This is a genomic window from Mesorhizobium sp. WSM1343, assembly GCF_055901535.1.
This window is the reverse complement of the sequence record NZ_CM148370.1, coordinates 5,529,138-5,552,414: the sequence shown is the minus strand read 5'-3', so window position 1 is coordinate 5,552,414 and position 23,277 is coordinate 5,529,138. Positions and strand designations below refer to the sequence as shown.

22 protein-coding genes are annotated in these 23,277 nt (G+C 64.4%); 21 read left to right on the top strand and 1 reads right to left on the bottom strand.

The features are described from left to right. Positions 1-538 precede the first annotated feature (538 nt). Together AC0NIL_RS27140 and AC0NIL_RS27135 are read left to right on the top strand one after the other, a co-directional pair. On the top strand, positions 539-2,290 hold the full coding sequence (locus tag AC0NIL_RS27140) for a type I secretion system permease/ATPase (RefSeq protein WP_275953872.1): 1,752 nt from the start codon (positions 539-541) through the stop codon (positions 2,288-2,290). Continuing rightward, positions 2,283-3,659 carry an HlyD family type I secretion periplasmic adaptor subunit gene (locus tag AC0NIL_RS27135; RefSeq protein ID WP_127367990.1) on the top strand — a complete coding sequence of 459 codons (1,377 nt, stop codon included), beginning with the start codon at positions 2,283-2,285 and terminating at the stop codon, positions 3,657-3,659. The genes AC0NIL_RS27140 and AC0NIL_RS27135 overlap by 8 nt, the downstream gene beginning before the upstream one ends. Positions 3,660-3,834: 175 nt before the next feature. Here the strand turns inward: AC0NIL_RS27135 and AC0NIL_RS27130 are convergent, their stop codons facing one another. Further along, positions 3,835-4,785 carry a LysR family transcriptional regulator gene (locus AC0NIL_RS27130; protein ID WP_013533101.1) on the bottom strand — a complete coding sequence of 317 codons (951 nt, stop codon included), beginning with the start codon at positions 4,783-4,785 and terminating at the stop codon, positions 3,835-3,837. A gap of 93 nt (positions 4,786-4,878) precedes the next feature. Between AC0NIL_RS27130 and AC0NIL_RS27125 the strand changes: the two genes are divergently transcribed. The 19 genes from AC0NIL_RS27125 (at position 4,879) to AC0NIL_RS27035 (ending at position 23,258) form a co-directional block, all read left to right on the top strand. Continuing rightward, entirely contained in the window at positions 4,879-5,784 is a 906-nt protein-coding gene (locus tag AC0NIL_RS27125) for a dioxygenase family protein (protein ID WP_275953871.1), read from the top strand. Between the two features lie 3 nt (positions 5,785-5,787). Then, positions 5,788-6,747, top strand: coding sequence for a VOC family protein (locus tag AC0NIL_RS27120; protein WP_013533099.1), 960 nt, complete (start codon positions 5,788-5,790; stop codon positions 6,745-6,747). 95 nt (positions 6,748-6,842) lie between these two features. Continuing rightward, the gene (locus AC0NIL_RS27115) at positions 6,843-7,403 is read left to right on the top strand and encodes a dienelactone hydrolase family protein (RefSeq protein WP_244514269.1); all 561 of its coding nucleotides are present in this window, start codon (positions 6,843-6,845) and stop codon (positions 7,401-7,403) included. After that, positions 7,400-8,464, top strand: coding sequence for a maleylacetate reductase (locus AC0NIL_RS27110; RefSeq protein WP_013533097.1), 1,065 nt, complete (start codon positions 7,400-7,402; stop codon positions 8,462-8,464). Before AC0NIL_RS27115 ends, AC0NIL_RS27110 begins: the two co-directional genes overlap by 4 nt. Positions 8,465-8,491: 27 nt before the next feature. After that, positions 8,492-9,766 (top strand): ABC transporter substrate-binding protein, encoded by a 1,275-nt coding sequence (locus AC0NIL_RS27105; RefSeq protein WP_063171517.1) that lies wholly within the window; start codon positions 8,492-8,494, stop codon positions 9,764-9,766. A 55-nt stretch (positions 9,767-9,821) separates the two neighbouring features. Next, on the top strand, positions 9,822-10,538 hold the full coding sequence (locus AC0NIL_RS27100; protein WP_473572774.1) for an ABC transporter ATP-binding protein: 717 nt from the start codon (positions 9,822-9,824) through the stop codon (positions 10,536-10,538). Next, positions 10,538-11,239 (top strand): ABC transporter ATP-binding protein, encoded by a 702-nt coding sequence (locus tag AC0NIL_RS27095; RefSeq protein WP_063171519.1) that lies wholly within the window; start codon positions 10,538-10,540, stop codon positions 11,237-11,239. The genes AC0NIL_RS27100 and AC0NIL_RS27095 overlap by 1 nt, the downstream gene beginning before the upstream one ends. A 67-nt stretch (positions 11,240-11,306) precedes the next feature. Continuing rightward, positions 11,307-12,170, top strand: a complete 864-nt coding sequence (locus AC0NIL_RS27090; RefSeq protein WP_013533093.1) for a branched-chain amino acid ABC transporter permease — start codon at positions 11,307-11,309, stop codon at positions 12,168-12,170. Between the two features lie 8 nt (positions 12,171-12,178). Further along, on the top strand, positions 12,179-13,228 hold the full coding sequence (locus tag AC0NIL_RS27085) for a branched-chain amino acid ABC transporter permease (protein WP_063167501.1): 1,050 nt from the start codon (positions 12,179-12,181) through the stop codon (positions 13,226-13,228). After that, positions 13,228-14,982 (top strand): FAD-dependent oxidoreductase, encoded by a 1,755-nt coding sequence (locus AC0NIL_RS27080; protein ID WP_063167502.1) that lies wholly within the window; start codon positions 13,228-13,230, stop codon positions 14,980-14,982. The genes AC0NIL_RS27085 and AC0NIL_RS27080 overlap by 1 nt, the downstream gene beginning before the upstream one ends. A 10-nt stretch (positions 14,983-14,992) precedes the next feature. After that, the gene (locus AC0NIL_RS27075; protein WP_473572773.1) at positions 14,993-15,883 is read left to right on the top strand and encodes an intradiol ring-cleavage dioxygenase; all 891 of its coding nucleotides are present in this window, start codon (positions 14,993-14,995) and stop codon (positions 15,881-15,883) included. After that, the gene (locus AC0NIL_RS27070) at positions 15,883-16,701 is read left to right on the top strand and encodes an SDR family NAD(P)-dependent oxidoreductase (RefSeq protein ID WP_013533089.1); all 819 of its coding nucleotides are present in this window, start codon (positions 15,883-15,885) and stop codon (positions 16,699-16,701) included. Before AC0NIL_RS27075 ends, AC0NIL_RS27070 begins: the two co-directional genes overlap by 1 nt. A gap of 63 nt (positions 16,702-16,764) precedes the next feature. Then, a complete protein-coding gene (locus tag AC0NIL_RS27065; RefSeq protein WP_063167504.1) occupies positions 16,765-18,072 on the top strand; it encodes an ABC transporter substrate-binding protein in 1,308 nt (435 codons plus the stop codon). A 25-nt stretch (positions 18,073-18,097) separates the two neighbouring features. Further along, entirely contained in the window at positions 18,098-18,826 is a 729-nt protein-coding gene (locus AC0NIL_RS27060) for an ABC transporter ATP-binding protein (RefSeq protein WP_063167505.1), read from the top strand. Next, positions 18,823-19,551 carry an ABC transporter ATP-binding protein gene (locus AC0NIL_RS27055; protein WP_473572772.1) on the top strand — a complete coding sequence of 243 codons (729 nt, stop codon included), beginning with the start codon at positions 18,823-18,825 and terminating at the stop codon, positions 19,549-19,551. The genes AC0NIL_RS27060 and AC0NIL_RS27055 overlap by 4 nt, the downstream gene beginning before the upstream one ends. After that, positions 19,538-20,401, top strand: a complete 864-nt coding sequence (locus AC0NIL_RS27050; RefSeq protein ID WP_013533085.1) for a branched-chain amino acid ABC transporter permease — start codon at positions 19,538-19,540, stop codon at positions 20,399-20,401. Before AC0NIL_RS27055 ends, AC0NIL_RS27050 begins: the two co-directional genes overlap by 14 nt. Continuing rightward, positions 20,398-21,444 (top strand): branched-chain amino acid ABC transporter permease, encoded by a 1,047-nt coding sequence (locus AC0NIL_RS27045; RefSeq protein WP_063167506.1) that lies wholly within the window; start codon positions 20,398-20,400, stop codon positions 21,442-21,444. Before AC0NIL_RS27050 ends, AC0NIL_RS27045 begins: the two co-directional genes overlap by 4 nt. Beyond that, positions 21,441-22,457: a zinc-dependent alcohol dehydrogenase gene (locus AC0NIL_RS27040; protein ID WP_063167507.1), complete on the top strand. Its 1,017-nt coding sequence runs from the start codon at positions 21,441-21,443 to the stop codon at positions 22,455-22,457. Before AC0NIL_RS27045 ends, AC0NIL_RS27040 begins: the two co-directional genes overlap by 4 nt. A gap of 12 nt (positions 22,458-22,469) precedes the next feature. Beyond that, entirely contained in the window at positions 22,470-23,258 is a 789-nt protein-coding gene (locus AC0NIL_RS27035) for an alpha/beta fold hydrolase (RefSeq protein ID WP_063167508.1), read from the top strand. Positions 23,259-23,277: the final 19 nt, after the last annotated feature.

The window sequence follows — 23,277 nt, the reverse complement described above, 5'->3', positions numbered from 1 at the left end:
CATGCGTTAAACCACAATACGTCAGGCTCGATCACCGTCCTCCTCCGTTTGAATGACGATCCGGCGTGCCGGCCTGACGGTCGTCAATTTGCCGCCCCTGAAAGTCTGGGAGACTGATGGTCTGCTCGGGTGATTGGTGTATCGGGACGAGATCAAATACAGAATACAGAACGACAAAAGGTTTGATTGATCTAAGTTGTTGCTCCGCATCAGGTATTTTGTGCGAACGACCGTGGCGTCTTTGAAAGTGTGTGGAAGCAAGGACATAAGCCCCTTTTGCGTGTTCCATTCTGGACTGCGTTACTAGCGTGAATTGCCATTTTTTGGGGGAGTTATCCCCAGCCTGTGCACGCTGTGGGTCGCGTTTCGTTGGTCCTGCGCCACGAATCCGCTGCATTTTCCTCAAAGTCGACGTATGTAAGCAGAGCGTAATAAGGGGGGCGACGGATCGCGGCTGCTATGCGCACCAAGAAAGGTTTGAGCCATCACAATTTACGGAAGTAACGGCGCGGCAGTGTCGCGCGAACGACCGCTGGTCATGAAAACATCGGGGGCCGGTTCTCCCGAGCTGCGTTCCGCCATTCTCGCCTGCATGCCTGGGCTGCTTGGCGTGGCGCTGTTTTCGGCAGTGATAAACATTCTCGCCCTGACCGGTTCGGTTTATATGTTGCAGATCTACGATCGCGTTCTGCCGTCGCAGAGCGTTCCCACCCTGGTGGGGTTCACGATCGGCATGCTGGGCTTGTATGCGGTCTACGGGCTCCTGGATTTCGTGCGGCTTCGCGTGCTGGTCCGCATCGGCAGTCTTCTCTATAGAAATTTGCAGGAAAAGGTGTTCTCCATCTCCCTGTCCTTGCCGCTCAAGGCAGGACGTGATGCGGGCCGTCTGCAGCCTTTGCACGATCTTGACCGACTGCGCGGCTTTCTTTCCGGAACGGGACCGACGGTCATCTTCGACGCTCCGTGGATCCCTTTTTATCTGGTGATCATTTATTTGCTCCATCCTTTGCTCGGCTTGTTGGCAACCGTCGGCGCGATCGCCGTGGTCCTCCTGACGGCGGTTGCGGAAGTCTTTAGCCGTGGTCCGGCCGCGCGCGCCTCCGAAGGCTTGTCGTCGCAACGGGCGCTTGCCGACTCCGCCCGGCGCAACGCCGAGGTTGTTCATGCAATGGGGCTTGCTGGTCGACTGGCTCGACGCTGGAGCGACGTCAGCCGTGCATATCTTGGTCAGCAGGAGCGCCTCTCGGATGTCGTCGGTGGCGCCAGTTCCTTCTCGAAGGCGCTTCGCATGGGTCTGCAATCCGGCGTTCTGGGGCTCGGTGCCTACCTGGTCATCGGCGGTGAAGCTTCTCCTGGGGTGATTATCGCATCTTCCATATTGCTCGGCCGGGCCTTGGCCCCAGTTGACGCGGCGATTGCAAACTGGAGAGGTTTTCTATCGACCCGGCGCAGCTATAGCGAGCTGGCAGCTGTCATGGCTGCATTTGGCAGTCAGGACGATCCGATGGAATTGCCTCGTCCACAGGCACGATTTGCCGTCGAGCAACTGACAGTCGCGCCGCCCGGCCTGACAAGACCGACCGTTGTAAATGTAAGTTTCCACCTGTCGAGGGGGGCTGGAATGGCCGTCGTCGGCCCGAGCGGCTCCGGCAAGACGACGCTGGCCCGTTCGTTGGTCGGGGTGTGGAAGCCGCTCCATGGCTCGGTGAGATTGGACGGCGCCTCTCTCGATCAATGGAACTCGGAACATCTCGGCGCCCATATCGGCTACATGCCGCAGGATGTGGAGTTGTTTGACGGCACGGTAGCAGACAACATTTCGAGGTTCCGAGGCAAGACGGATCCAAAAGGCGTCCTTGCGGCGGCAAGAGCCGCCGGCGTCGAGAAAATGATCATGCAACTCCCTCAGGGATTTCAGACCCGCATCGGGGAGGGGGGAGCAGCCCTGTCGGCAGGGCAGAGGCAACTCGTGGGTCTCGCCCGAGCACTTTATGGCGAGCCGTTCCTTGTCGTGCTCGACGAACCGAACTCGAACCTCGACGTGGATGGGGACGCTGCCCTGGCCGGCGCCATACGGGCAGTGCGTCAGCGCGGGGGCATCGTCATTGTCGTTGCGCATCGTCCCTCGGCACTCGCCAACATCGATCAGGTGCTGGTTATGTCGAACGGGACGGTTCATGCCTTTGGCTCGCGCGAGGAGGTCTTGGCGAACGTGCTCCGACCTTCACCGCCTGTTTCACCTCGGCCATCTTCTTTGGCGCCGATACCGGGGGTTGCCGGGCATGCATGAGGCTCTGCTCGAAACATTCGTCACCTTCTCGTCCTATGCCCGGACCCTTCGTGGCAGCAAAGGGCCTGCCGTGAGCTCGCCAGATCTGCCGGACGGTATTCGGGCCAACCTGATATTCGGCTTGGTGATTACAGGTCTGCTGGTCCTTGGCGGCGGCCTGTGGCTGGGATTGACCAAGATCGCCGGCGCCGTGGTTGCACCGGCCACCGTGGTGGTAGAAAGCAACGTCAAGAAGGTCCAGCATCAAACCGGAGGCACAGTGGGCGGAATCTTCGCGCAGGACGGAGATCATGTACGAGCCGGCGACGTGCTGGTCAGGCTGGATGACACGCTGACACGCGCGAACCTGCAAATCATCAGCGAGGATCTCGATCGCGCGACCGTTCGCCTCGCCCGGCTGGAGGCCGAGCGCACGGGCTTGGCGGAAATGCAGCTGCCGGTCGACCTGAAGGCGCGAATGAACCAACCGGAGCTGGCGGCGCTCGTCAACGGCGAACGCGCTCTCTTTGAAACGCGCGCTTCGGCTTTGGCTGGACAGAAGGCGCAGTTGAGAAGCCAATCCCAGCAACTTGAACGTCAGATCGACGGTCTTAAAGCGCAACAGAGCGCGGTGGATGAATCGGTTGCCCTGCTGAGCAAGGATTTCGCCGACGTTGATTCCCTCTACGCCAAAAAACTCGTCTCCAAGGAGAGGGTAAGCAACATCAAGTTGGATGCCACCCGGGCCAGGGGAGAATCGGGTCGCCTCGCTGCAGCAGTAGCTGAAGCCCAGGCGCGCATCAGCGAAACGGGGTTGCAGATGCTGCAGCTGGATGACCAAAGGCGCACTGACGTGACGACCGAACTCCGCGAGACGGAAGCCAAGCAGACCGAACTCAACGAACGGAGGATTGTGGCGCAGGATGAACTGACCAAGACAACGATCCGCGCGCCACAGTCCGGAACGATACAGGAATCGGCTGTCCATACCGTCGGCGGCGTTATCGCGCCTGGCGAGATGCTTATGACCATCGTACCTGATACCGACGATCTTGTGGTGGACGCGCTGATCCCTCCGTCGCGGGTCGACGATGTCCGGCCTGGGCAGCCGGTATCAATCCGTTTTCCGGCGTTCGACGTGGGAACCACTCCGGTCTGCCAAGGGTCAGTGAAACACATCTCGGCAGATCTGATTAAAGACCCGCAACGTCAGCTTTCCTATTTTTCGGCGCGTATCAAGGTTGAAAGCAAATCAAGCTGCCTGACCGAAGCGAAGGTGCTGAGGCCAGGTATGCCCGCCGAGGTTCATATCCGCACCGACGAACGCAATGTCTGGTCTTATCTGTTGAAACCCTTTGCGGATCAGATGTCCAAAGCGTTTACGCAGTGATGGCGAGGTGGAGGAGGGCGTGACCAATAGGATATCGGGATTTCTGGCGGCCCGACGGCTTTTGGGGGCGGGCGGCCGTCGAGCCTAACCGGCGACGCGGGGATGAAGCGCCTCCGGCTGGAGGAAACATGCGCGTTGTGTGACGCTACCGCATCATTCGAATAGCGAGGCTGGTTTACCGTCCCCAGACAACGGCATTCTCATGCCGTTTGATGATGTGCTTCAGGTTTTCGAAGGCGGTCGTGACGTGGCCGGCGAAGCGCTCTGCCGCCGGTGAGCGTGGTCCGCTGACCCGGCGAAGGATACCGAGTGAGCGGCTGGGCTGCGGGATTTCATAGGGCAGCACCGTAACCCGGCTCTCCTTGCGCTGCGCGAAGACTACGGAGAATGGCAGCACGGCCAACGCATCGGTTTCGGCAAGGAAGTTGATCACGCTCATCAGCGAGCCTCCCGAATAGCGGATGTTCAGGTCCGACATGCCGATGCTCATCAGGATCATCTGCAGGTCCGACATCAGCGGAGAGCCGGGCAGGGGAGCCACCCAGGGAAAGCTGGTCAGGTCATGCGCCCTGAGGCGGCGATTTCGCAGCAGGGGATGATCGGGCCGGCAAGCCACGACATTGCGTCCGGGCAGGATTTCGGTGAATTCGAAGCCGGGACCAAGGTCGAGCACGCCGATCGGCACGATGCCGAGGTCGATCTGGTTGCTGTCCAGCGCCGCGACCATCTCGGGCAGGTTCATATAGCTCTGCTGAACGGTGACCTCGGGTTCGAGCTTCTGGAATTCTCCGATCATCCGGCTGATCATCGCGTCCATGAAGAACGGCACGCCGCCGACACGGACGACACCTTTGGTGCCTTTCATGAAGCCCTGCACCGCATCCGACGCCTTGCGCGACGCGGTGATGATCGTGCGGCCCTGCGCCGCCAGCTGGAAGCCGAGCGGCGTCGCCTGCAGCGGCCGGCGGCCCTTGAGGAACAGCGGCTCACCCACCCGCGCCTCCAGCATGGCCAGTGATCGGCTGACCGCCGGCTGGGTCAAGCCCAGCATGGCGGCTCCTTCCGACACGCCGCCGGCATCCAGCACCGCGGCGAGCTGCATGAGGTGGCGCTCGTTCAGCTTCATAGCAAAACGCTATACAAGGGACGTCACATCTCATCAAGCATCGCGTCGGGCCGTGCTATCCCGCTTGGCAAGGGGAAGGGAGGCCCCGGCGGAATGCACGGCCAGCACGACCCGAAGCGGGATGAGTCCCCCAAGGCGATATCGACGCAGGCCGAGGAATTCTCGCGGCGCCTGACGGCAATGGGCCAGTCCCGCTTGGCGGCGGCGGCGCAGGCAGCCGTGGATGGTTTGCACGCGCTGATCGTGGAGTTGCGGCCCTCCGGCGAGGAATTCCGCCAGGCGATCGATTTTCTGACCGAGGTTGGTCACTACGCCGATGCGCGGCGCCAGGAATGGGTGCTGTTCGCCGACGTCCTGGGCGTGTCTTCGCTGATCGAGGATCAGAACAGCCCGCGCCCCGCCGGAGCGACACCAAACACCCTGGCCGGGCCCTTCTACCGGGCCGACGTGCCGGAGATGCCACCCGGCGCGAACATCTCGCGCGATCACAAGGGCGAGCCGCTGGAGGTCGCGGGCCGCATCGTCGCGCTCGACGGCGCGGGGGTCAGCGATGCGACGGTCGAGATCTGGCAGGCCAATGCCGAGGGTCTCTACGAGAACCAGGAACCCGACCGGCAGCCGGAATTCAATCTGCGCGGACGCTTCCGTACCGATCCGCAGGGACGGTTCCGCTTCACGACGGTGAAGCCGAAGGGCTATACGCTGCCGTCGGACGGACCGGTCGGTCAATTGATGTCAGCGCTCGGCCTTGGCCTCGAGCGGCCGGCCCATATCCATTTTCGCGTCTCGGCGGAGGGCTTCGAGACGCTGACGACCCACATCTTCGACCGGTCGGACCCTGCGATCGGCCGGGATGCCATCTTCGGGGTCAAACCCGAACTCATGGCCGAGTTCCGCGCGCTGCCGCCCAATGGAGGAAAACGCAAGCACGCGCTCGACCTCAACCTCGTGCTCTGCCCGCAGCGGCGGAGCGATACCGAAACCTCTGGGAGGAGATGACCGATGGCACGTATCAGCGGCTACCACCATTTGACGCTCTCGACCGACAGCGCTCAGGAAGATTTTGATTTCTATACCAAGGCGCTCGGCCTGCATTCGGTGAAGCGCACCGTCTTGTTCGACGGCGTCATCCCGGTCTACCACCTCTATTACGGCTCGCCCAATGGCGATGCGTCGACGATCATCACCACCTTCCCGTTCCGCAAGCCGGGCGTCTATGGCCGCCGCGGGTCCAATCAGTCGCGCACCATCATGCAGTCGATCCCCAGGGGCGCCGCGGATTTCTGGGTCGACCGGTTGAATGCGCGCGGCATCGAGGCCATCAAGATCACCCGTTTTGGCGCCGACCGTGCGGCTTTCGCACATCCCTGCGGTATCCCGCATGAGCTGGTGGAAAGCGACAGGGATCCCCGCGCGCCCATCACCAACGAGGCGCAGGGCATCGGCAAGGCCCACGGCATCAAGGGAATCTACGGCGCCGTGGTGGCGGTGATGGACCGCACCGCCATGGACGACTTCCTGACCATCGCATTGCCGATGGAGAAAGAGGCCGACGACCACGAGGGGCTCGTGTTCCGCGTGCCGGATGCGGCCGGCGTCGCACAGCGCGTGGAGGTCATTGTCGACCGCGACAGCCCGCAGGGCACCTGGACTCTGGCGGGAGGCACGATCCACCACCTCGCCCTCAACACCGGCGACGAAGAGAACCAGTTGAAGCTGCGCGCTCATATCGAGGGCCTCGGCTTCACGGACATATCGGAGCAGAAGGACCGCAACTACTTCAAGTCCTGTTATGTCCGCTCGCCCGGCGGCGCGCTGTTCGAAATTGCCTGGACCACGCCGGAAGGCTGGGCCAAGGACGAGCCTCCGGGCCAGATCGGCAAGACGCTGGTCTTCCCGCCTTGGTTCAAGGACCGCGAGAGCGAATTGCAGGCCGGCCTGGAACAGGCGGATTTCGCGTGAGTTCAGGCAGCGGTCCGCTCCGGCTTGGGCCAAGAGGCCCGGAGGCTAAGGCGATTTGCGTCTTCGTCCACGGCCGCGGCCAATCGCCCGAAGAGATGCAGTCCCATGTGCTGTCGCGGCTTTCCGCGTCGGCCGTGGCCTTCATCCTGCCGCGCGCGCCGCACGGCATGTGGTGGGAGGCGCGTGCCGTCGACCCGTTGACGTCGGTCGCCCGCGCGCAGCTCTCTGACGCGCTCGACCACCTTGCGGCCGCAATGGTTGCGGCGCGTGCCGAACTGCCCGGACTGCCGCTGCTTCTCGCGGGCTTCTCGCAAGGGGCGTGTCTCTCGATCGAATATCTCTGTGCGGGGCTGCCGCCGCCGGACGCTTTGGCGGCCTTCACGGGCTGCCGTGTCGGCGTTCCGGCGGACGAAAGATCCGAGGCGGCGCCGGCCGGAATGCCGATTTATCTTTCCGGTGGTGATGCCGATCCGTGGATACCGGTCTCGGCGTTTGCCGATGCCGCGCAATCGCTGGGCCGGATTGGCGCGAGCCTGCGGGCCGATCTGTTCCCGGGCCGCGGCCATGAGGTCTCGGACGCCGAGATTGCCATGCTGGGCACTATCCTCGACGACCTCGCGGCCGGGCGTGGCCCGCGCATGGAGGCGGCGCGATGATGGACAGCTTCACCTTTCCGGGCCTGACGACACGGGTGGTCTTCGGTGCCGGCACCATGGCTCGCGTCGAGGAGGAAGTCCGGCGGCTCGGCCATGAAAAGGTGATGGTGCTTTCGACGCCGCATCAGAAGGGCGATGCGGAAAGGCTGGCCGCAAGCCTTGGTGGCCTCGCCGCCGGGATCTTTGCCGGCGCGGTCATGCATACCCCTGTCGAGGTCACGGAAAAGGCCATCGATACCTTCCGCGGCAGTGGCGCTTCGGCGGTCGTCAGCCTCGGCGGCGGCTCGACCACTGGGCTCGGCAAGGCCATTGCCGTGCGCACGGGCGCCGACCAGGTGGTCATTCCCACCACCTATGCCGGCTCGGAAATGACCGACATACTCGGCGAGACGGCAGCCGGCGAGAAGACCACCCGCCGCTCGCCGGACATTCGCCCAGAGACGGTGATCTACGACGTCGATCTGACACTGAGCTTGCCGGTAAATCTCACCGTAACCTCGGCGATGAACGCGATCGCTCATGCGATGGAAGCCTTGTATGCCCCCGATCGCAATCCGGTCATCGTGCTGATGTGCAGGGATGCCATGGTTGCCTTTCGGGAAGGCATTCCAAGGTTGATCGGCAATCCGCAGGATCGCGCGGCGCGGACGCAGGCGCTCTATGCGGCGTGGTGCTGCTCGACCGCACTCGGCTATGTCTCGATGGCGCTGCATCACAAGCTGGCGCACGTCTTCGGCGGCTCGTTCGACACGCCGCACGCCGAAACCCACGCCATCCTGCTGCCCTACACGACCGCCTTCAACGAAGCGGCGGTGCCCGATCTGCTGCGCCCGATCGCTGAGGCATTCGGTGGTGGTTCGGCGGGCGGCGGGCTCTGGGATTTCGCACAGTCGGTCGGCTCTCCGCTGAGCCTGAAGGCGATCGGCATCGAGGAGGCCGATCTCGACCGCGCGGCGGCAATCGCGGTGAAGAATGCCTATGCGAATCCAAGGCCGATTGATCCGGGATCGATAAGGGAACTCCTTCAGGCGGCGTGGGAGGGACGCCGTCCGGGGGACTGAGAACAAAACAAGAGGGAGGAACCAAACATGATCACAAGACGCAGCCTACTGAAAGCCTCGGCGGCGACAGGCCTGGCGCTCGCCGGTTCGCGCCTGGCGACGCCGGCCATCGCGCAAGGCGCCAAGATCCGCCTGGGCTATGTTTCGCCGCAGACGGGGCCGCTCGCCGGCTTCGCGGAAAGCGACGCCTACAACATCAAGGCCTTCCTCGCTTCCGAGGCGGGCAAGAACTTCGAGGTCATCGTCAAGGACAGCCAGTCGAACCCCAACCGCGCGGCCGAGGTAGCCAAGAGCCTGATCGTCGATGACGAGATCAACCTGATGCTCGTCGGCTCGACGCCCGAGAACACCAATCCGGTGGCCACCACCTGCGAGGCGGAGGGCGTGCCGGTGATCTCGACGATGGCGCCGTGGCAGCCCTGGTTCATCGGCCAGCAGGGCAATCCGGCCGATCCGTCCTCGTGGAAGCCTTTCAACTTCGCCTATCACTATTTCTGGGGTCTCGAGGACATCATCGCCGTCTACACCGGCATGTGGAAGCAGCTTTCCACCAACGGCAAGGTGGGAGGGCTGTTCCCCAACGATGCCGACGGCAATGCCTGGGGTGATCCGAAGAACGGCTTGAAGCCGGGCCTCGATGCCGCCGGTTTCAGCCTTGCCGATCCCGGCCGCTATCAGAACCTGTCGGACGATTTCACCGCGCAGGTCAACGCCTTCAAGGCGGCCAATGCCGAGATCGTCACCGGTGTGGTCATTCCGCCGGACTTCACCACCTTCTGGAACCAGGCCCGCCAGCAGGGCTTCAAGCCCAAGGCGATAACGGTGGCCAAAGCGATCCTCTTTCCGCAATCGGTCGAGACGCTGGGCGATGCTGGCCACAACCTCTCATCCGAGGTCTGGTGGTCGGCCTCGCATCCGTTCAAATCGTCCGTGACGGGCGAGAGCTCGGCGGAAATCGCGGCGGATTTCACCGCCAAGACCGGGCGCCCCTGGACGCAGCCGATCGGTTTTGTCCATTCGCTGTTCGAGGTGGCGGCCAATGTCATGGGGCGCGTTTCGGATCCGACCAATGCCGAGGCGATCGCGGCGGCCATAGCCGCCACCGACATGACGACGGTGGTGGGGAAAGTGGCATGGAGCGGTGCGGGACTGCCGCCTTTCGCCGCGAAGAACGTCTGCAAGACGCCGCTCGTTGGCGGCCAGTGGCGGAAGAAGGCCGGTGGCGGCTTCGATCTGGTGATCGTCGAGAACGCCGGCGCTACCGAGATTCCCACCGCTGGCAAGATGGAAGCCCTGGCCTGACGCTGCCGGGGGCGGCTGCGCCGCCCTCGTTCGGCGCGACCCAAGGATGACTGTGATGATACTCAGGCTGGAAAACGTTTCGAAGTCCTTCGGCGCCCTGAAGGTTGCGGATTCCGTGACCGTCAGCGTGCCGCGCGGCGAAGCGCTGGGCATTATAGGCCCGAACGGCGCGGGAAAATCGACGCTCTTCAACCTGATCACCGGAAACTTGTTTGCAAATGAGGGCCGCATCGAATTCCTCGGCCGCGACGTGACCCGCGCTCCGGCCATGGAGCGGGTGCGCATGGGCGTCGGCCGCAGCTTCCAGATTCCGCAGCCTTTCGAGGGGCTGACCGTGTTCGAGAATCTCTTGACCGCCGCCGCCTTCGGCCGCGGCGGACGCGAGGCCGAGATGGTCGAGAATTGCGCTGGTATCCTCGAGGCGACGGAGCTCCTCAGGAAAGCCAATTTCGTGGCCGGCTCGTTGAGCCTTCTCGACCGCAAGCGCCTGGAACTCGCCCGCGCCTTGGCGACAGGCCCCGAACTTCTGCTTCTGGACGAGATCGCGGGCGGTCTGACGGAGGGCGAATGCAAGGCCCTGGTCGCGACGATCAGAGCCATCCACGCGAGGGGGACCACCATCATCTGGATCGAGCATGTGCTGCATGCCCTGAATTCGGTGGTCGAGCGGCTCCTCGTGCTGGATTTCGGGCGCGTGATCGGGATCGGCGCGCCTGATGAGATCATGGCCTCGAAGGCGGTTCGCGAAATCTATCTGGGGCTCGAGGTCTGATGCTGGAAACGCGCGGCCTCACCGCGAATTACGGCCAGTTCCGGGCACTGTTCGGTGTGGATATCACCGTGGCCGCGGGCGAATGCGTGGCGATCATCGGCGCCAACGGCGCCGGCAAATCCACGCTGATGCGCTCGATCACCGGCGTGATCGGCAACGCGCCCGGCATGGTGCTGCACAGGGGCGAGCCGATCGGCGCGCTGTCTTCGGCCGAGATCATGAAGCGCGGCATCGCCATGGTGCCGGAGGGGCGCCGGCTGTTCCCTTCGCTCACCGTCGAGGAAAATCTGCTGGTCGGCGGGCAGGCGCGTAAGGTGCAGGGGCCGTGGAGCCTCGACGCGGTCTATGACCTTTTCCCGATCCTGGGCGAGCGGCGCAAGAGCCCCGGTACCGCGCTCTCGGGTGGCCAGCAGCAGATGGTGGCGATCGGCCGGGCGCTGATGTCGAACCCCGAATTGCTGCTTTGCGACGAGATCAGCCTCGGCCTCGCGCCCGTCGTCATCCGCGATATCTACGCAGCACTTCCCAGGATCCGCCAAGGCGGCGCCGCGATCGTGCTGGTGGAGCAGGATATCGGCAAGGCGCTGGCAGTGGCCGACCGCGTCTACTGCATGATGGAGGGTCGCGTCACGCTGGCCGCCAGGGCGGCCGAGGTCACGCGCGAAGATATCCACTCTGCCTATTTCGGAGTGGCGGCATGACGCGGGAACCAAGGCTCGGTCGTCTGCTCGCACAGCACCCTTGTGGCCTGATCGAGGTGGCGCGGCGATGATCTGGCTGGACACCCTCGTGCAAGGGATTCTGCTGGGCGGGCTCTATGCCCTGTTTGCAGCAGGGTTGAGCCTCGTCTTCGGCATCATGCGGCTGGTGAACCTAGCCCATGGCGACCTCATCATTCTTGCCGCTTATCTGGTTTTGATGGGCGTCACGCTGCTCGGCTTGTCGCCCTGGATCGCTGCCCTGATTGCCATGCCCGTGATGTTCGGGCTCGGCTGGCTGCTGCAGGCCGCCGTCCTGAACCGCGTGCTGGGCAAGGACATCCTGCCGCCGCTTCTGGTCACGTTCGGCCTGTCGGTCGCCTTGCAGAACGGCCTGCTCGAGGCCTTCTCCGCCGACAGCCGCCGCATTCCGGTGGGCGCGTTGGAAGGGGCATCGCTCGATCTAGGGCTGGTCACGGTTGGGATCATGCCGTTGATGACCTTTGCCTCGGCGATCGTGACGATCATTGCGCTCAACGCGCTCTTTTACCACACCGCCCTCGGCCGTGCCTTCCGCGCCACCTCGGACGACGCCGTGACGGCGGGGCTGATGGGGATAGAGCCGAAGCGGATTTTCGCGATCGCCACCGGGATCGCCATGGTCGTGGTGACGCTGGCGGCGCTCTATCTCGGCATGCGCGCGAACTTCGATCCTTCGATCGGACCGGCGCGGCTGATCTATGCCTTCGAGGCGGTGATCATCGGCGGCCTCGGCAGCCTGTGGGGGACGCTTGCCGGCGGGATCATCATCGGGGTGGCGCAAACGTTTGGCGCCGCGCTCAATCCGGAATGGCAGATCCTGGCCGGCCACATCGCCTTCCTGGCCGTGATGCTGCTCAGGCCGCGCGGGCTTTTTCCGCGCGCAGTGGATTGAGGGCCGGCATGTATCGACTGACAACCCGCACCCGCGCCGGAACCGTGACCGCGATCATCGTGCCGATCTTCCTCGTCGCCGCGCTCGCGCTGCCTGCCGTGGCCTCGCGTGGTGTCATACAGGATCTGTTCTTCATCCTCACCATGCTGACGCTGGCGCAGATCTGGAACCTGCTGGCGGGCTATGGCGGCCTGGTCTCGGTGGGCCAGCAGGCTTTCGTCGGCATCGGCGCCTACGCGATGTTCGCCGGCGTGATCCTGCTCGGCTGGAATCCGGTCCTGGCGATCCCGCTGGGCGCCCTTGCGGCACTGGTGCTGGCGGTTCCGACGGCCTTTTTCGCGTTCCGCTTGCAGGGCGCGTATTTCGCCATCGGCACCTGGGTGATCGCCGAAGTGACGCGCCTGCTGGTTGCGCAGTGGAAGGCACTTGGCGGCGGCACCGGCACGTCGCTGCCGCGCGAGGCGACGAGCAGCATCCTGGGCACCGATGCGGTCCGGGCGCTGTTCGGCGTCCGCGAGGCCGCGGCACGCGATGTCATGGCCTACTGGCTGGCTTTGGCGCTGGTCGTGGCCGTGACGGGCGGCATCTACTGGCTGCTGCGCAGCCGCCTCGGGCTGGCGCTGGCGGCCGTGCGCGACAATGTCGACGCGGCGCAATCGGTGGGCGTCGATACCGCCCGGCTCAGATGGGCGGTCTTTCTGATCGCCGCGGCTGCCACCGGGCTGACCGGCGCGCTGATTTTCCTGCAGACGGCCCGCATCTCGCCGAGCGCGGCCTTTGCCGTCACCGACTGGACCGCCAACGTCATCTTTATTGTCGTCATCGGCGGCATCGGCACCATCGAGGGGCCGATCCTCGGTGTGCTGGTCTTCTTTGCGCTGCGCTCGGCGCTGGCCGACTACGGCAGTTGGTACTTGATGACGCTCGGCCTCATCGCCGTTGTCGTGATGCTTTTTGCGCCAAAGGGGCTCTGGGGCCTGATCGCGTCCCGCAATGGCCTGCACCTGTTTCCGGTCCGCCGCAGGCTGACCGGTCCGAAGATCGAGGGAGGAATTTGATGGCGGATATCGAAACCGACGTGCTGATCGTCGGCACTGGCCCGGCCGGCTCGGCCACCGCCGCGCTGCTGTCGAGCTACGGCGTGGCCAACATGATCGTCAATCGCTATCGCTGGTTGTCGAACACGCCGCGTGCCCACATCACCAACCAGCGCACCATGGAAGTGCTGCGCGACCTCGGTCCGGATGTCGAGGCAGAGGCCATGATGCACGCCTCGCCGCAGGAACTGATGGGCGAGAACGTGTTCTGCGAAAGCCTGGCCGGCGAGGAGATCGGCCGCATGAAGAGCTGGGGTACAGCGCCGCTCTCCAAGGCCGAACATCTGCTGTCGTCTCCCTGTTTCATGAACGATTTGCCCCAGACCTTCATGGAGCCGATCCTGTTCAAGTCGGCCTGCACCCGCGGGACGCAGGCACGCATGAGCACGGAATATGTCAGCCATGTCCAGGATGCGGACGGCGTGACCACGACCTGCCGCGATCGGCTGTCGGGTAAGGATTTCACCGTGCGGTCGAAGTTCCTCGTCGGCGCCGACGGCGGCAACTCGCTGGTGGCCGAGCATCTGGGCCTGCCGCTCGACGGTAAGATGGGCGTCGGCGGCTCGATGAACATCCTGTTCAGGGCCGATCTGTCGAAATACGTCGCGCACCGGCCGAGCGTCCTCTACTGGGTCATGCAGCCCGGCGCCGACGTCGGCGGCATCGGCATGGGTCTGGTTCGCATGGTGCGGCCGTGGGATGAGTGGCTGATCGTCTGGGGCTACGACATCAACCAGCCGCCGCCGGAGGTAACGCCGGAACTGGCCACCGAGGTCGCGCGTCAATTGGTCGGAGATTCCGCGCTCGAGATCGAGCTCCTGGGCGCCAACACCTGGACGGTGAACAACTGCTTCGCCACGCACATGCAGAAGGGGCGGGTGTTCATCATGGGCGACGCCGCGCACCGGCATCCGCCCTCGAACGGGCTCGGCTCGAACACATCGATCCAGGATGGGTTCAATCTCGCCTGGAAGCTTGCCAAGGTCGTCAAGGGGCAGGCGGGCATCGGGCTTCTGGATAGCTACTCTGCCGAGCGCGCACCGATCGCGCGCCAGATCGTGACGCGGGCGAACCAGTCCATTGCCGAATTCGGACCGATCTTCGAGGCGCTCGGCATGGATGGCGGCGTCGATCACGACAAGATCCAGAGGAACATGGAGGCCCGCGCCGACGCGACGCCCGCGGCCGAAGCGCAGCGCGAGGCGCTCCGCAAGGCTATCGCCTTCAAGAAGTACGAGTTCGACGCCCATGGCGTCGAGATGAACCAGCGCTATGCGTCCGGCGCGGTGGTGACCGACGGCCAGCGCGAGCCGGCATTCGAGAAGGATCGCGAGCTGCACTATGCGCCAACGACGTGGCCGGGCGCGCGCTTGCCGCATGTCTGGGTGTTCGAGCGCTCGGGCAGGAAGGTCTCGACGCTCGATCTTTGCGGGCATGGCGAGTTCACGCTTTTGACCGGTATTGGCGGCGAGGCGTGGGTCGCCGCGGCGGAGACGGTGGGCGCGGAGCTCGGTCTGCCGATCCGCAGCCATGTGATCGGCCCGCGCCGCACGATCGAGGATCATGCCGGCGACTGGGCCGGCGCGCGGGAGATCCGCGACACCGGCTGCCTGATCGTCCGTCCCGACCACCACGTCGCCTGGCGTTCCGAAACGCTCGCGGCCGATCCGGCGGCCGAACTGCGCCGGGTCTTCAAATCCGTTCTGGCGCGCTGAGGAGGATCGCATGATTGACGAACACGAATCCGGCTATTTCACCGAGGCGAACTCGGCCGAGGTCGTCGTGGCGCGCAACAGGAACGCCAAAGACGAGCGGCTCAAAGAGGTGATGGAGGTCATCACCCGAAAGCTGCACGAGGCGGTGAAGGAGATCGAGCCGACGCAGGAGGAATGGTTCGGCGCGATCATGTTCCTGACGCAGACGGGCCAGATCTGCAACGAATGGCGGCAGGAGTACATCCTGCTGTCGGATGTTCTCGGCGTCTCGATGCTGGTCGATGCGATCAACAACCGCAAGCCGTCGGGTGCCTCGGAATCCACGGTGCTGGGGCCTTTCCACGTCGCCGACGCGCCCGAATTGCCAATGGGATCGAACATCTGCCTCGACCAGAAGGGCGAGCCGATGTTCGTGCATGGCCGCATCCTCAATACCGAGGGTAACCCGATCGCAGGCGCCAAGATCGACGTCTGGCAGGCCAATGACGACGGTTTCTACGACGTGCAGCAGAAGGGCATCCAGCCCGACTTCAATCTGCGCGGGGTGTTCCGCACCGGTGCGGACGGACGTTACTGGTTCCGCGGCGTGAAGCCCAAATACTACCCGATCCCGGATGACGGTCCGGTCGGCAGGCTGCTGGGCGCGCTAGGCCGCCACCCCAATCGTCCGGCGCATCTCCACTACATCGTCGAGGCCGAGGGCTTCGACGCGCTGACCACGCACATCTTCGATCCGGACGATCCGTACATCGATTCAGATGCCGTCTTCGGCGTGAAGAAAAGCCTGCTCGCCGAATTCCGCAAGGTCGAGGACGCCGAAGCCGCGGCCAGGGTCGAGGTCGCGGCGCCGTTCTACGACGTGGAGTTCGATTTCGTGCTGTCGCGCAAGGGAGGAAACTGATGGCCGCACTTGAGAAGATGTTCGATGTCAGAGGCAAGTCGGTGATCGTCACCGGCGGCGCCAGCGGCATCGGGCAGGCCTATTCCGAGATCATGGCCGAGCACGGGGCGAAGGTCTGCATCTTCGACCTGAACCCTGCCGGGCTGGAGAAGACCGTGGCGGCGATCAGGGCGGCGGGTGGCGATGTCTGGGGCCAGGTCGTCGATGTCGGCGACCGTGCGGCCATGGCGGCCGCCTTCGACAAGGTGGCCGAGAAGGCCGGCTCGATCGACGTCGTGTTCGCCAATGCCGGGATCGACGCCGGGCCGGGCTTCAACACCCCGACGGGCGAAAGGAACCCCGAGGGCGCCATCGAGAACCTGCCCGACGAGCACTGGGACAAGGTGATCGAGATAAACCTGACCTCGGTCTACACCACGATCAAGCATGCCGTGCGGCACATGAAGCCGAATGGCGGCGGCCAGATCATCGTCACGTCGTCCATCGCCTCGCTGATCAACGAGAGCATCGTGGGTACACCCTACATGCCCGCCAAGGCCGCGGTGAACCATCTCGTTCGCCACATGGCGATGGAGCTCGGCGCCTACAACATCCGCATCAACGCAATCCTGCCCGGGCCGTTCATCACCAACATCGCCGGCGGCCGGCTGCGCAATCCGGCGGACCGCAAGGCCTTCGAGGCCCAGTCGCTCATCGGCCGGATCGGTGACCCTGAAGAGATCAAGGGCCTGGCGCTCTATCTGGCGTCGCCGGCCGCGTCCTACGTGACGGGCTCGCTGATCGTCATCGATGGCGGCTCGCTGCTGAGGATGACCTGAACAAGCTTTGAACTGAGACCGGTCCCGTGGGCCGGAGAAACTTAACCCAGGGAGGAACCGACAATGACCTACTACAACAAACTGGTGAAATCGGGCTTGCGGCCCAGCCGCCGAAGCGTCCTGAAGGGGATTGGAGCCGGCGTTGCCGCCAGCACGCTGGGCATGCCGACCTATCTGCGCGCCGCGACGGCGGGGAAGATCAAGCTCGGCTATCTCAGCCCCACGACCGGGCCGCTCGCCCTGTTTGGTGAAACGGATGGCTACACCTTGCAGAAAATCCGCGCCCTGCTCGGCGGCCAGCTGCAATGTGCCGACGGCAATACTTACGAGATCGAGATCCTCGATCGCGACAGCCAGTCCAATCCGAACAAGGCATCGGAAATCGCCGGCAACCTCATCCTGAACGACGAGGTGCATCTGCTCGTACCGGCCTCGACCACCGACACGATCCTGCCCGCGGCCGAGCAGGCCGAGCTTTATGAGACCCCCTGCATTTCCTCCGGTGCTCCCTGGCAAGCGGTGATCATGCCGCGCGGCGGCGGCAAGCAGACCTTCGGCTGGACCTATCATTTCTTCTGGGGCCTCGACGAGGCGCTGAACACCTTCGTCGGACTCTGGAGCCATCTGGAGACCAACAAGAAGGTCGGCATGCTGTTTCCGCAGAACATCGACGGCGAGACCTGGGGCAACGACGAATATGGCTTGCCAGCGCCGACCCGCAAGGCCGGCTACGAGGTCGTGGTGCCCGGCTATTTCCAGCCCCGCACCAATGATTTTTCCGCACAGATCGCCGAGTTCAAGAAGCAGGGCTGCGAGATCATCGGCGGCATTACCTATCCGGACGATCTGAAGACCTTCGTCACCCAGTGCAACCAGCAGGGCTTCAAGCCGAAGGCGGTCACGGTGGCGGCGGCACTCCTGTTCCCGGGGGGTGTCGAGGCCATGGGTCCTCTAGGCAACGGCATGTCCTCGGAGGTCTGGTGGACACCGGCGTTCCCGTTCAAGTCGTCGCTGACCGGGCAGGTCAGCAGCGACATCGCCAGCCAATGGGAAGTCGATTCGAAGCGGCAGTGGACGCAGCCGCTGGGCTATTCGCATGCCTTGCTCGAGGTCGCGCTCGACATCCTGAAGCGCTCTTCCAATCCGCTCGATCGCACAGCCAACCGAGACGCCCTGGTCGCTACCGATCTGCAGACGCTGGTCGGTCATATCAAGTTCGACGGCTCGCCCCACAAGAACATCTGCAAGACGCCGATCTTCGGCGGCCAGTGGGTGAAGGGCGAGAAATGGCCTTATGACCTGAAGATCGTCGACAACACGGTCAATCAGCTCTTCGCGCCGCAACAGGCTATTCAGCCGATCGCCTGGTGACATGAGCGGGGACGCGGGCAGAGTCATGGGTAGGGAAATCCTGCTGAAAGCGCACGGGGTGTCGAAGTCCTTCGGCGCTGTCCGCGTCCTGCATGACGTGACTTTCGACGTGCATCGGGGCGAGGTGCTGGGCATCCTCGGCCCGAATGGGGCGGGCAAAACGACGCTGTTCAACATGATCAGCGGCGACTTGAAGACGTCCGGCGGCGAGATCCAGCTCGGCGACACCGCACTCCGCGGCGAGCCGCCCTTCCGGCGCTGCCAGATGGGGATCGGGCGGACCTATCAGATCCCGCGTCCCTATTCCGGCATGACCACCTTCGAAAACCTGCTGGTCGCCGCCGCTTTCGGCGGCGGCCGGTCCGAGAAGCAGAGCTATGCTTTCTGCGCCCAGGTCCTGCGCGAGTGCGAACTCTCCGACAAGGCCAATGTCTCGGCCGGCGCTCTCACTCTGCTCGACCGCAAGCGGCTGGAGCTGGCGCGCGCGCTGGCGTCGGATCCGAAGCTGCTGCTGCTGGACGAGATCGCGGGCGGGCTGACCGACGATGAATCGAAGGCGCTGGTGGCGCTGGTGCGCCGCATCCGCGACCGCGGCATCACCATCGTGTGGATCGAGCATGTGCTGCACGCATTGCTGGCGGTAGCCGACCGGCTCTTGGTTCTGAATTTCGGCGAGAAGATCGCGGAAGGCGTGCCCGCCGACGTGATCGCGCTGCCTGAGGTCCAGCGCGTCTACATGGGGATCGAGGGATGACGGCCGTTCTTTCCACCCACGGGCTGTTGGCCCGCTATGGCGACTTCCAGGCGCTCTACGGCGTCGACATCGAGCTGCACCAGCGTGAGGCCGTGGCCTTGATCGGCGCCAACGGGGCCGGAAAATCCACCCTCCTGCGTTCGATCATGGGCCTGCTTCCGGTCGGGCGCGAGATGGTGCTGCTGCACGGTGAGCCGGTCGGCGGCACCGCCACCGACCGCATGGTGCAGAAGGGCGTCGCCATCGTGCCGGAGGGCCGCCGCCTCTTCACCGGCATGTCGGTCGAGGACAATCTGCGCGTCGCCATCGACCAGGCCGCGCGCATGGGCGCCAAGGGCGGATGGACGCTGCCGCGTCTGCACCAGCTGTTCCCGATCCTCAAGGAGAAGGCTCGCACCCAGGTGCAAAGCCTCTCGGGCGGGCAGCAGCAGATGGTGGCGATCGGCCGCGCGCTGCTCTGCCAGCCGCGCGTGCTGCTCTGCGATGAGATCAGCCTTGGTCTCGCGCCCAAGGTGATCCGCGAAATCTATGCCGCCTTGCCCGAAATCCGCGCCACCGGAACGGCGATGATCGTGGTCGAGCAGGATGTCGGCCTCGCCCGGACCGCCACGGACCGCCTCTACTGCATGCTGGAGGGCCGCGTGACCCTGACCGGCAGGTCCGCCGAAATCACGCGCGAGCAGATCGGCAAAGCCTATTTTGGAGCGGGCCATGGAGTGGTTTGACGCCTTGGTGCAGGGGGTCCTGCTGGGCGGCATGTATGCCCAGTATGCACTCGGCATGGCGCTGATGTTCGGCGTCATGCGGATCGTCAACATCAGCCATGGCGATCTGGTGATCCTTTTGTCGCTGATCGGCATCTCGATCGCCACGGCTTGGGGTCTGGGACCGCTGCCGGTGCTGATCGTGCTGGTGCCGCTCGCGGTGCTGATGGGCTGGGTGCTGCAGAAGGCCGTGCTGAACCGCGTGGTGGGCAGCGATCCGCTGCCCTCGCTGATCGCGACCTTCGGACTGTCGATCGCGCTGCAGAACCTGATGCTCCAGATATGGTCCGCGAACAGCCGATCGCTGCCCGGCCATGGGATCGAGAGCCAGTCCATCGAGATCGGCGGCATCTATGTCGGTCTCCTGCCGCTGATCGTGCTGGCCGTTGCCACGGGCCTGACAGGAGGCCTCGACCTGACGCTGAAGCGCACGCGCTTCGGTCGCGCGCTCCGCGCCGCGTCGGCCGATGTCGAGGCGGCGGCGATGACCGGCATCAACCCGCGCGCCGTCTATGCGATGGCGACAGCGGCGGCGGTCGGCATTCTCGGTTTTGCAGCCGTCTTCCAGGCGCTGCGGTCGACTGTTGCTCCGGCCGACGGACCTGCCCAGCTGATCTACGCGTTCGAAGCGGTGATCATCGGCGGCATGGGGACGGTATGGGGCGCCTTCGTCGGCTCGATGGTGCTCGGCATCTCGCAGGCCATCGGCTTCCGCATCGATCCGGGCTTCGGCGTGCTTGCCGGACATATCGTCTTCCTGGTCGTGCTGGCGACCCGCCCACAGGGCCTGTTCGGAAAGGCATTGTCATGAGTGCGATTCCCTATGTGGCAACAACCGAGGTGCCCGAGGTCGTGGTCCAGCGCCAGACCCGGTCCGGTCGCATCGCGATGACGCTGGCGGTGCTGGCCATGATCGCTGTCGCTGTCATGCCGTGGTGGGCTTCGACCGGCACGATCCGGTCGGTTCTGGTGCTGTGCTGCTATATCGCCGTCGCGCAGATGTGGAACCTGCTCGCCGGCTATGCCGGCCTCGTCTCCGTAGGCCAGCACGCCTTCATGGGCGCCGCCGGCTATGCGCTTTTCGTGCTGGCGCAGACCTACGGCATCAATCCGTTTGTGGCGGTCTTCCTGTCGCTCCTGGTGCCGGCCGCGCTGGCCGTGCCGATCTACCTGCTGCTGCATCGCCTGGATGGCCCCTATTTTTCGATCGGCACATGGGTGGTGGCCGAGGTCTTCCGGCTGACCGCCTCGAACCTGCCGCTCGTCAATTCCGGCGCGGGCATGTCGCTTCGCGTGATGAAGGACTATTCGGCCTTCGAGCGGAATGTCGCTATGTCGCTGCTCTGCGCGGGGATGCTGCTCGTCACGCTGGGCGGCAGCTATTGGCTGCTTCGCTCGCGCTTCGGCCTTGCGCTGATCGCCATACGCGACAATCCGGTTGCGGCTGCCAGCCAGGGCGTGAATGTCGTGAAGCTACGCTTCCTGATCTATGTCGCGTCAGCGGTCGGCTGCGGCCTCGCGGGCGCGATCTATTTCATGGCGCAGCTGCGCATCACCCCGGGTTCGGCCTTTGATCCGATGTGGGCGAACGTCGCGATCTTCATCGTCATGGTCGGCGGGATCGGGTCCATCGAGGGCGTTCTGATCGGATCGCTGATCTTCTTCATCGCGGACCGCTGGTTCGGCGAATATGGCGCAACCTATTTCGTCGTCCTCGGCCTGATGACGCTTCTGGTGGCGCTCTACGCCCGGACGGGCATCTGGGGCCTGATCTCGAAGCGGTGGGATGCACCATGGTTCCCGATCCGACGCAAGCTCGTCGACCCCGAACCGCTGACGAGGAGGATTTCATGAAAGCCGCCATCTTCGATAAGGTCGGCGTCCCACTGCGGATCGGCACGGTGCCGGACCCGACGCCAGCCCCGGACGAGGTCGTCTTGCGTGTCGCCGCTTGCGGCATCTGCGGCAGCGATCTGCACATCACCGAGGATCCGGTGCCTTTCGGCATCGAGGCAGGCTTTGTGCTCGGCCATGAATTCTCCGGTGACATCGTCGCGGTCGGATCGGAGGCAAAGGGCCTTCGGATCGGTGACCGGGTCGCTGTCGTGCCGATGCGCGGTTGCGGACACTGCGAGGCCTGCGAGCGCGGCGATCCGGCGCGCTGTCACGAGATGGAGCTGATCGGCGGCGGCTATGCGCAATACGCGACCGTGGCCGCACGCCAATGTCACATCCTGTCCGACGATGTAGCACTCGAGGATGGTGCGTTGGCCGAGCCACTGTCCGTCGCCCTGCATTGCATCGTCCGTTCGGGCATGAAGCCGGGGGATCGGGTCGCCATACTGGGTGCCGGGCCGATCGGACTGCTCGTCGCCTTCTGGGCGCGGCGCATGGGGGCATCGCGTGTCGTGGTGGCCGACATCCACGGCCATCAGCGCGAGCGTGCGCTTGCTCTCGGCGCGACCGGCTTCGCGCTTTCCGGCGAAAAGCTGAGCGAGAACCTCACCGATCTCTGCGGCGGAGCGCCCGACATCGTCTTCGAATGCGTTGGCAAGCGTGGCCTCATCGGCGCGGCGGTCGAGGCGGTCCGGCTGCAGGGCACGGTGGTCGGGGTCGGCCTCTGCATTGGTGGAGACCAGTGGGACCCGTTCGTTGCGCTGACGAAGGAAGTGAACCTGCTGTTTTCGGTCTTCTTCCATCAGCGCAACGAATTCGGCGTCGCCCTCGATGCGCTTCGAGGCGGACCTTTCGCACCGCAAACTCTGGTCACCGACCGGATCGACCTCTCGCCGGTTCCGCAGATATTCGAGAGCCTTCGCCGCCGCACCACGCAATGCAAAGTGCTGATCCAGCCGGACCTTGTTTGAGGAGAGTGAAAAATGGCCGTTCAATTCGAAACGCTCGAATACGATATCGATGGCACGAAAACGGTGGTGATGGCCATCGGTAGAGGCAAGCCCGTGCTGTTCCTGCACGGCGCCTCGACGCTTGAAGGCTTCGACTTTGCCGAGGGCCTCGCGGACCGTTTCCGCGTGCTCTGCCCGAGCCATCCGGGCTTCGGCTTTTCTGGCCCGGCGCCGCATGTCGCTACGATGTCCGACATGGTTTTACACTATCTGAATCTGCTCGATGTTCTCCGTCTGCCGGAGAAGCCTCATCTCATCGGCTTTTCCATGGGCGGCTGGATGGCGACCGAACTCGCTGGCCTTGCGCGCGAGCGTTTCGACAAGGTGGTGCTGATCGCGCCGGCAGGGCTCAACGACCCCGCATATCCGGCCACTGATCTCGGCGCGGTCGCGCCGCAGGAGTTGCCGGCCTATCTGGCGCAAGACGTCTCGGTGGCGCTGCGCTACTTCCCGGATGGTTCCGACGCCGCCTTTGCCGAGGCCTTCGGCGCCGATCGCGCCCGCGAAGGCGAGACGCTCGGCCGGCTGCTGGCGCCGTTCGGCATGGGTCATCCGAACCTGCGGCGCTTTCTGGCGCGCATCGCCAATCCGACACTGGTCGTCTGGGGCACCAGGGACCGTATGCTGCCGGCGGGACAGGCTCCGCTCTTCGTCGAGGCGCTGCCCGACGCACGCCTGATCCTCGTCGAGGACGCCGGCCATTTCGTCATGCAGGAGAAACCCGAAACGCTCAGGAAGATCGGCGATTTCTTCGCCGGCTGATCGCATTTGAAAAGGAGGA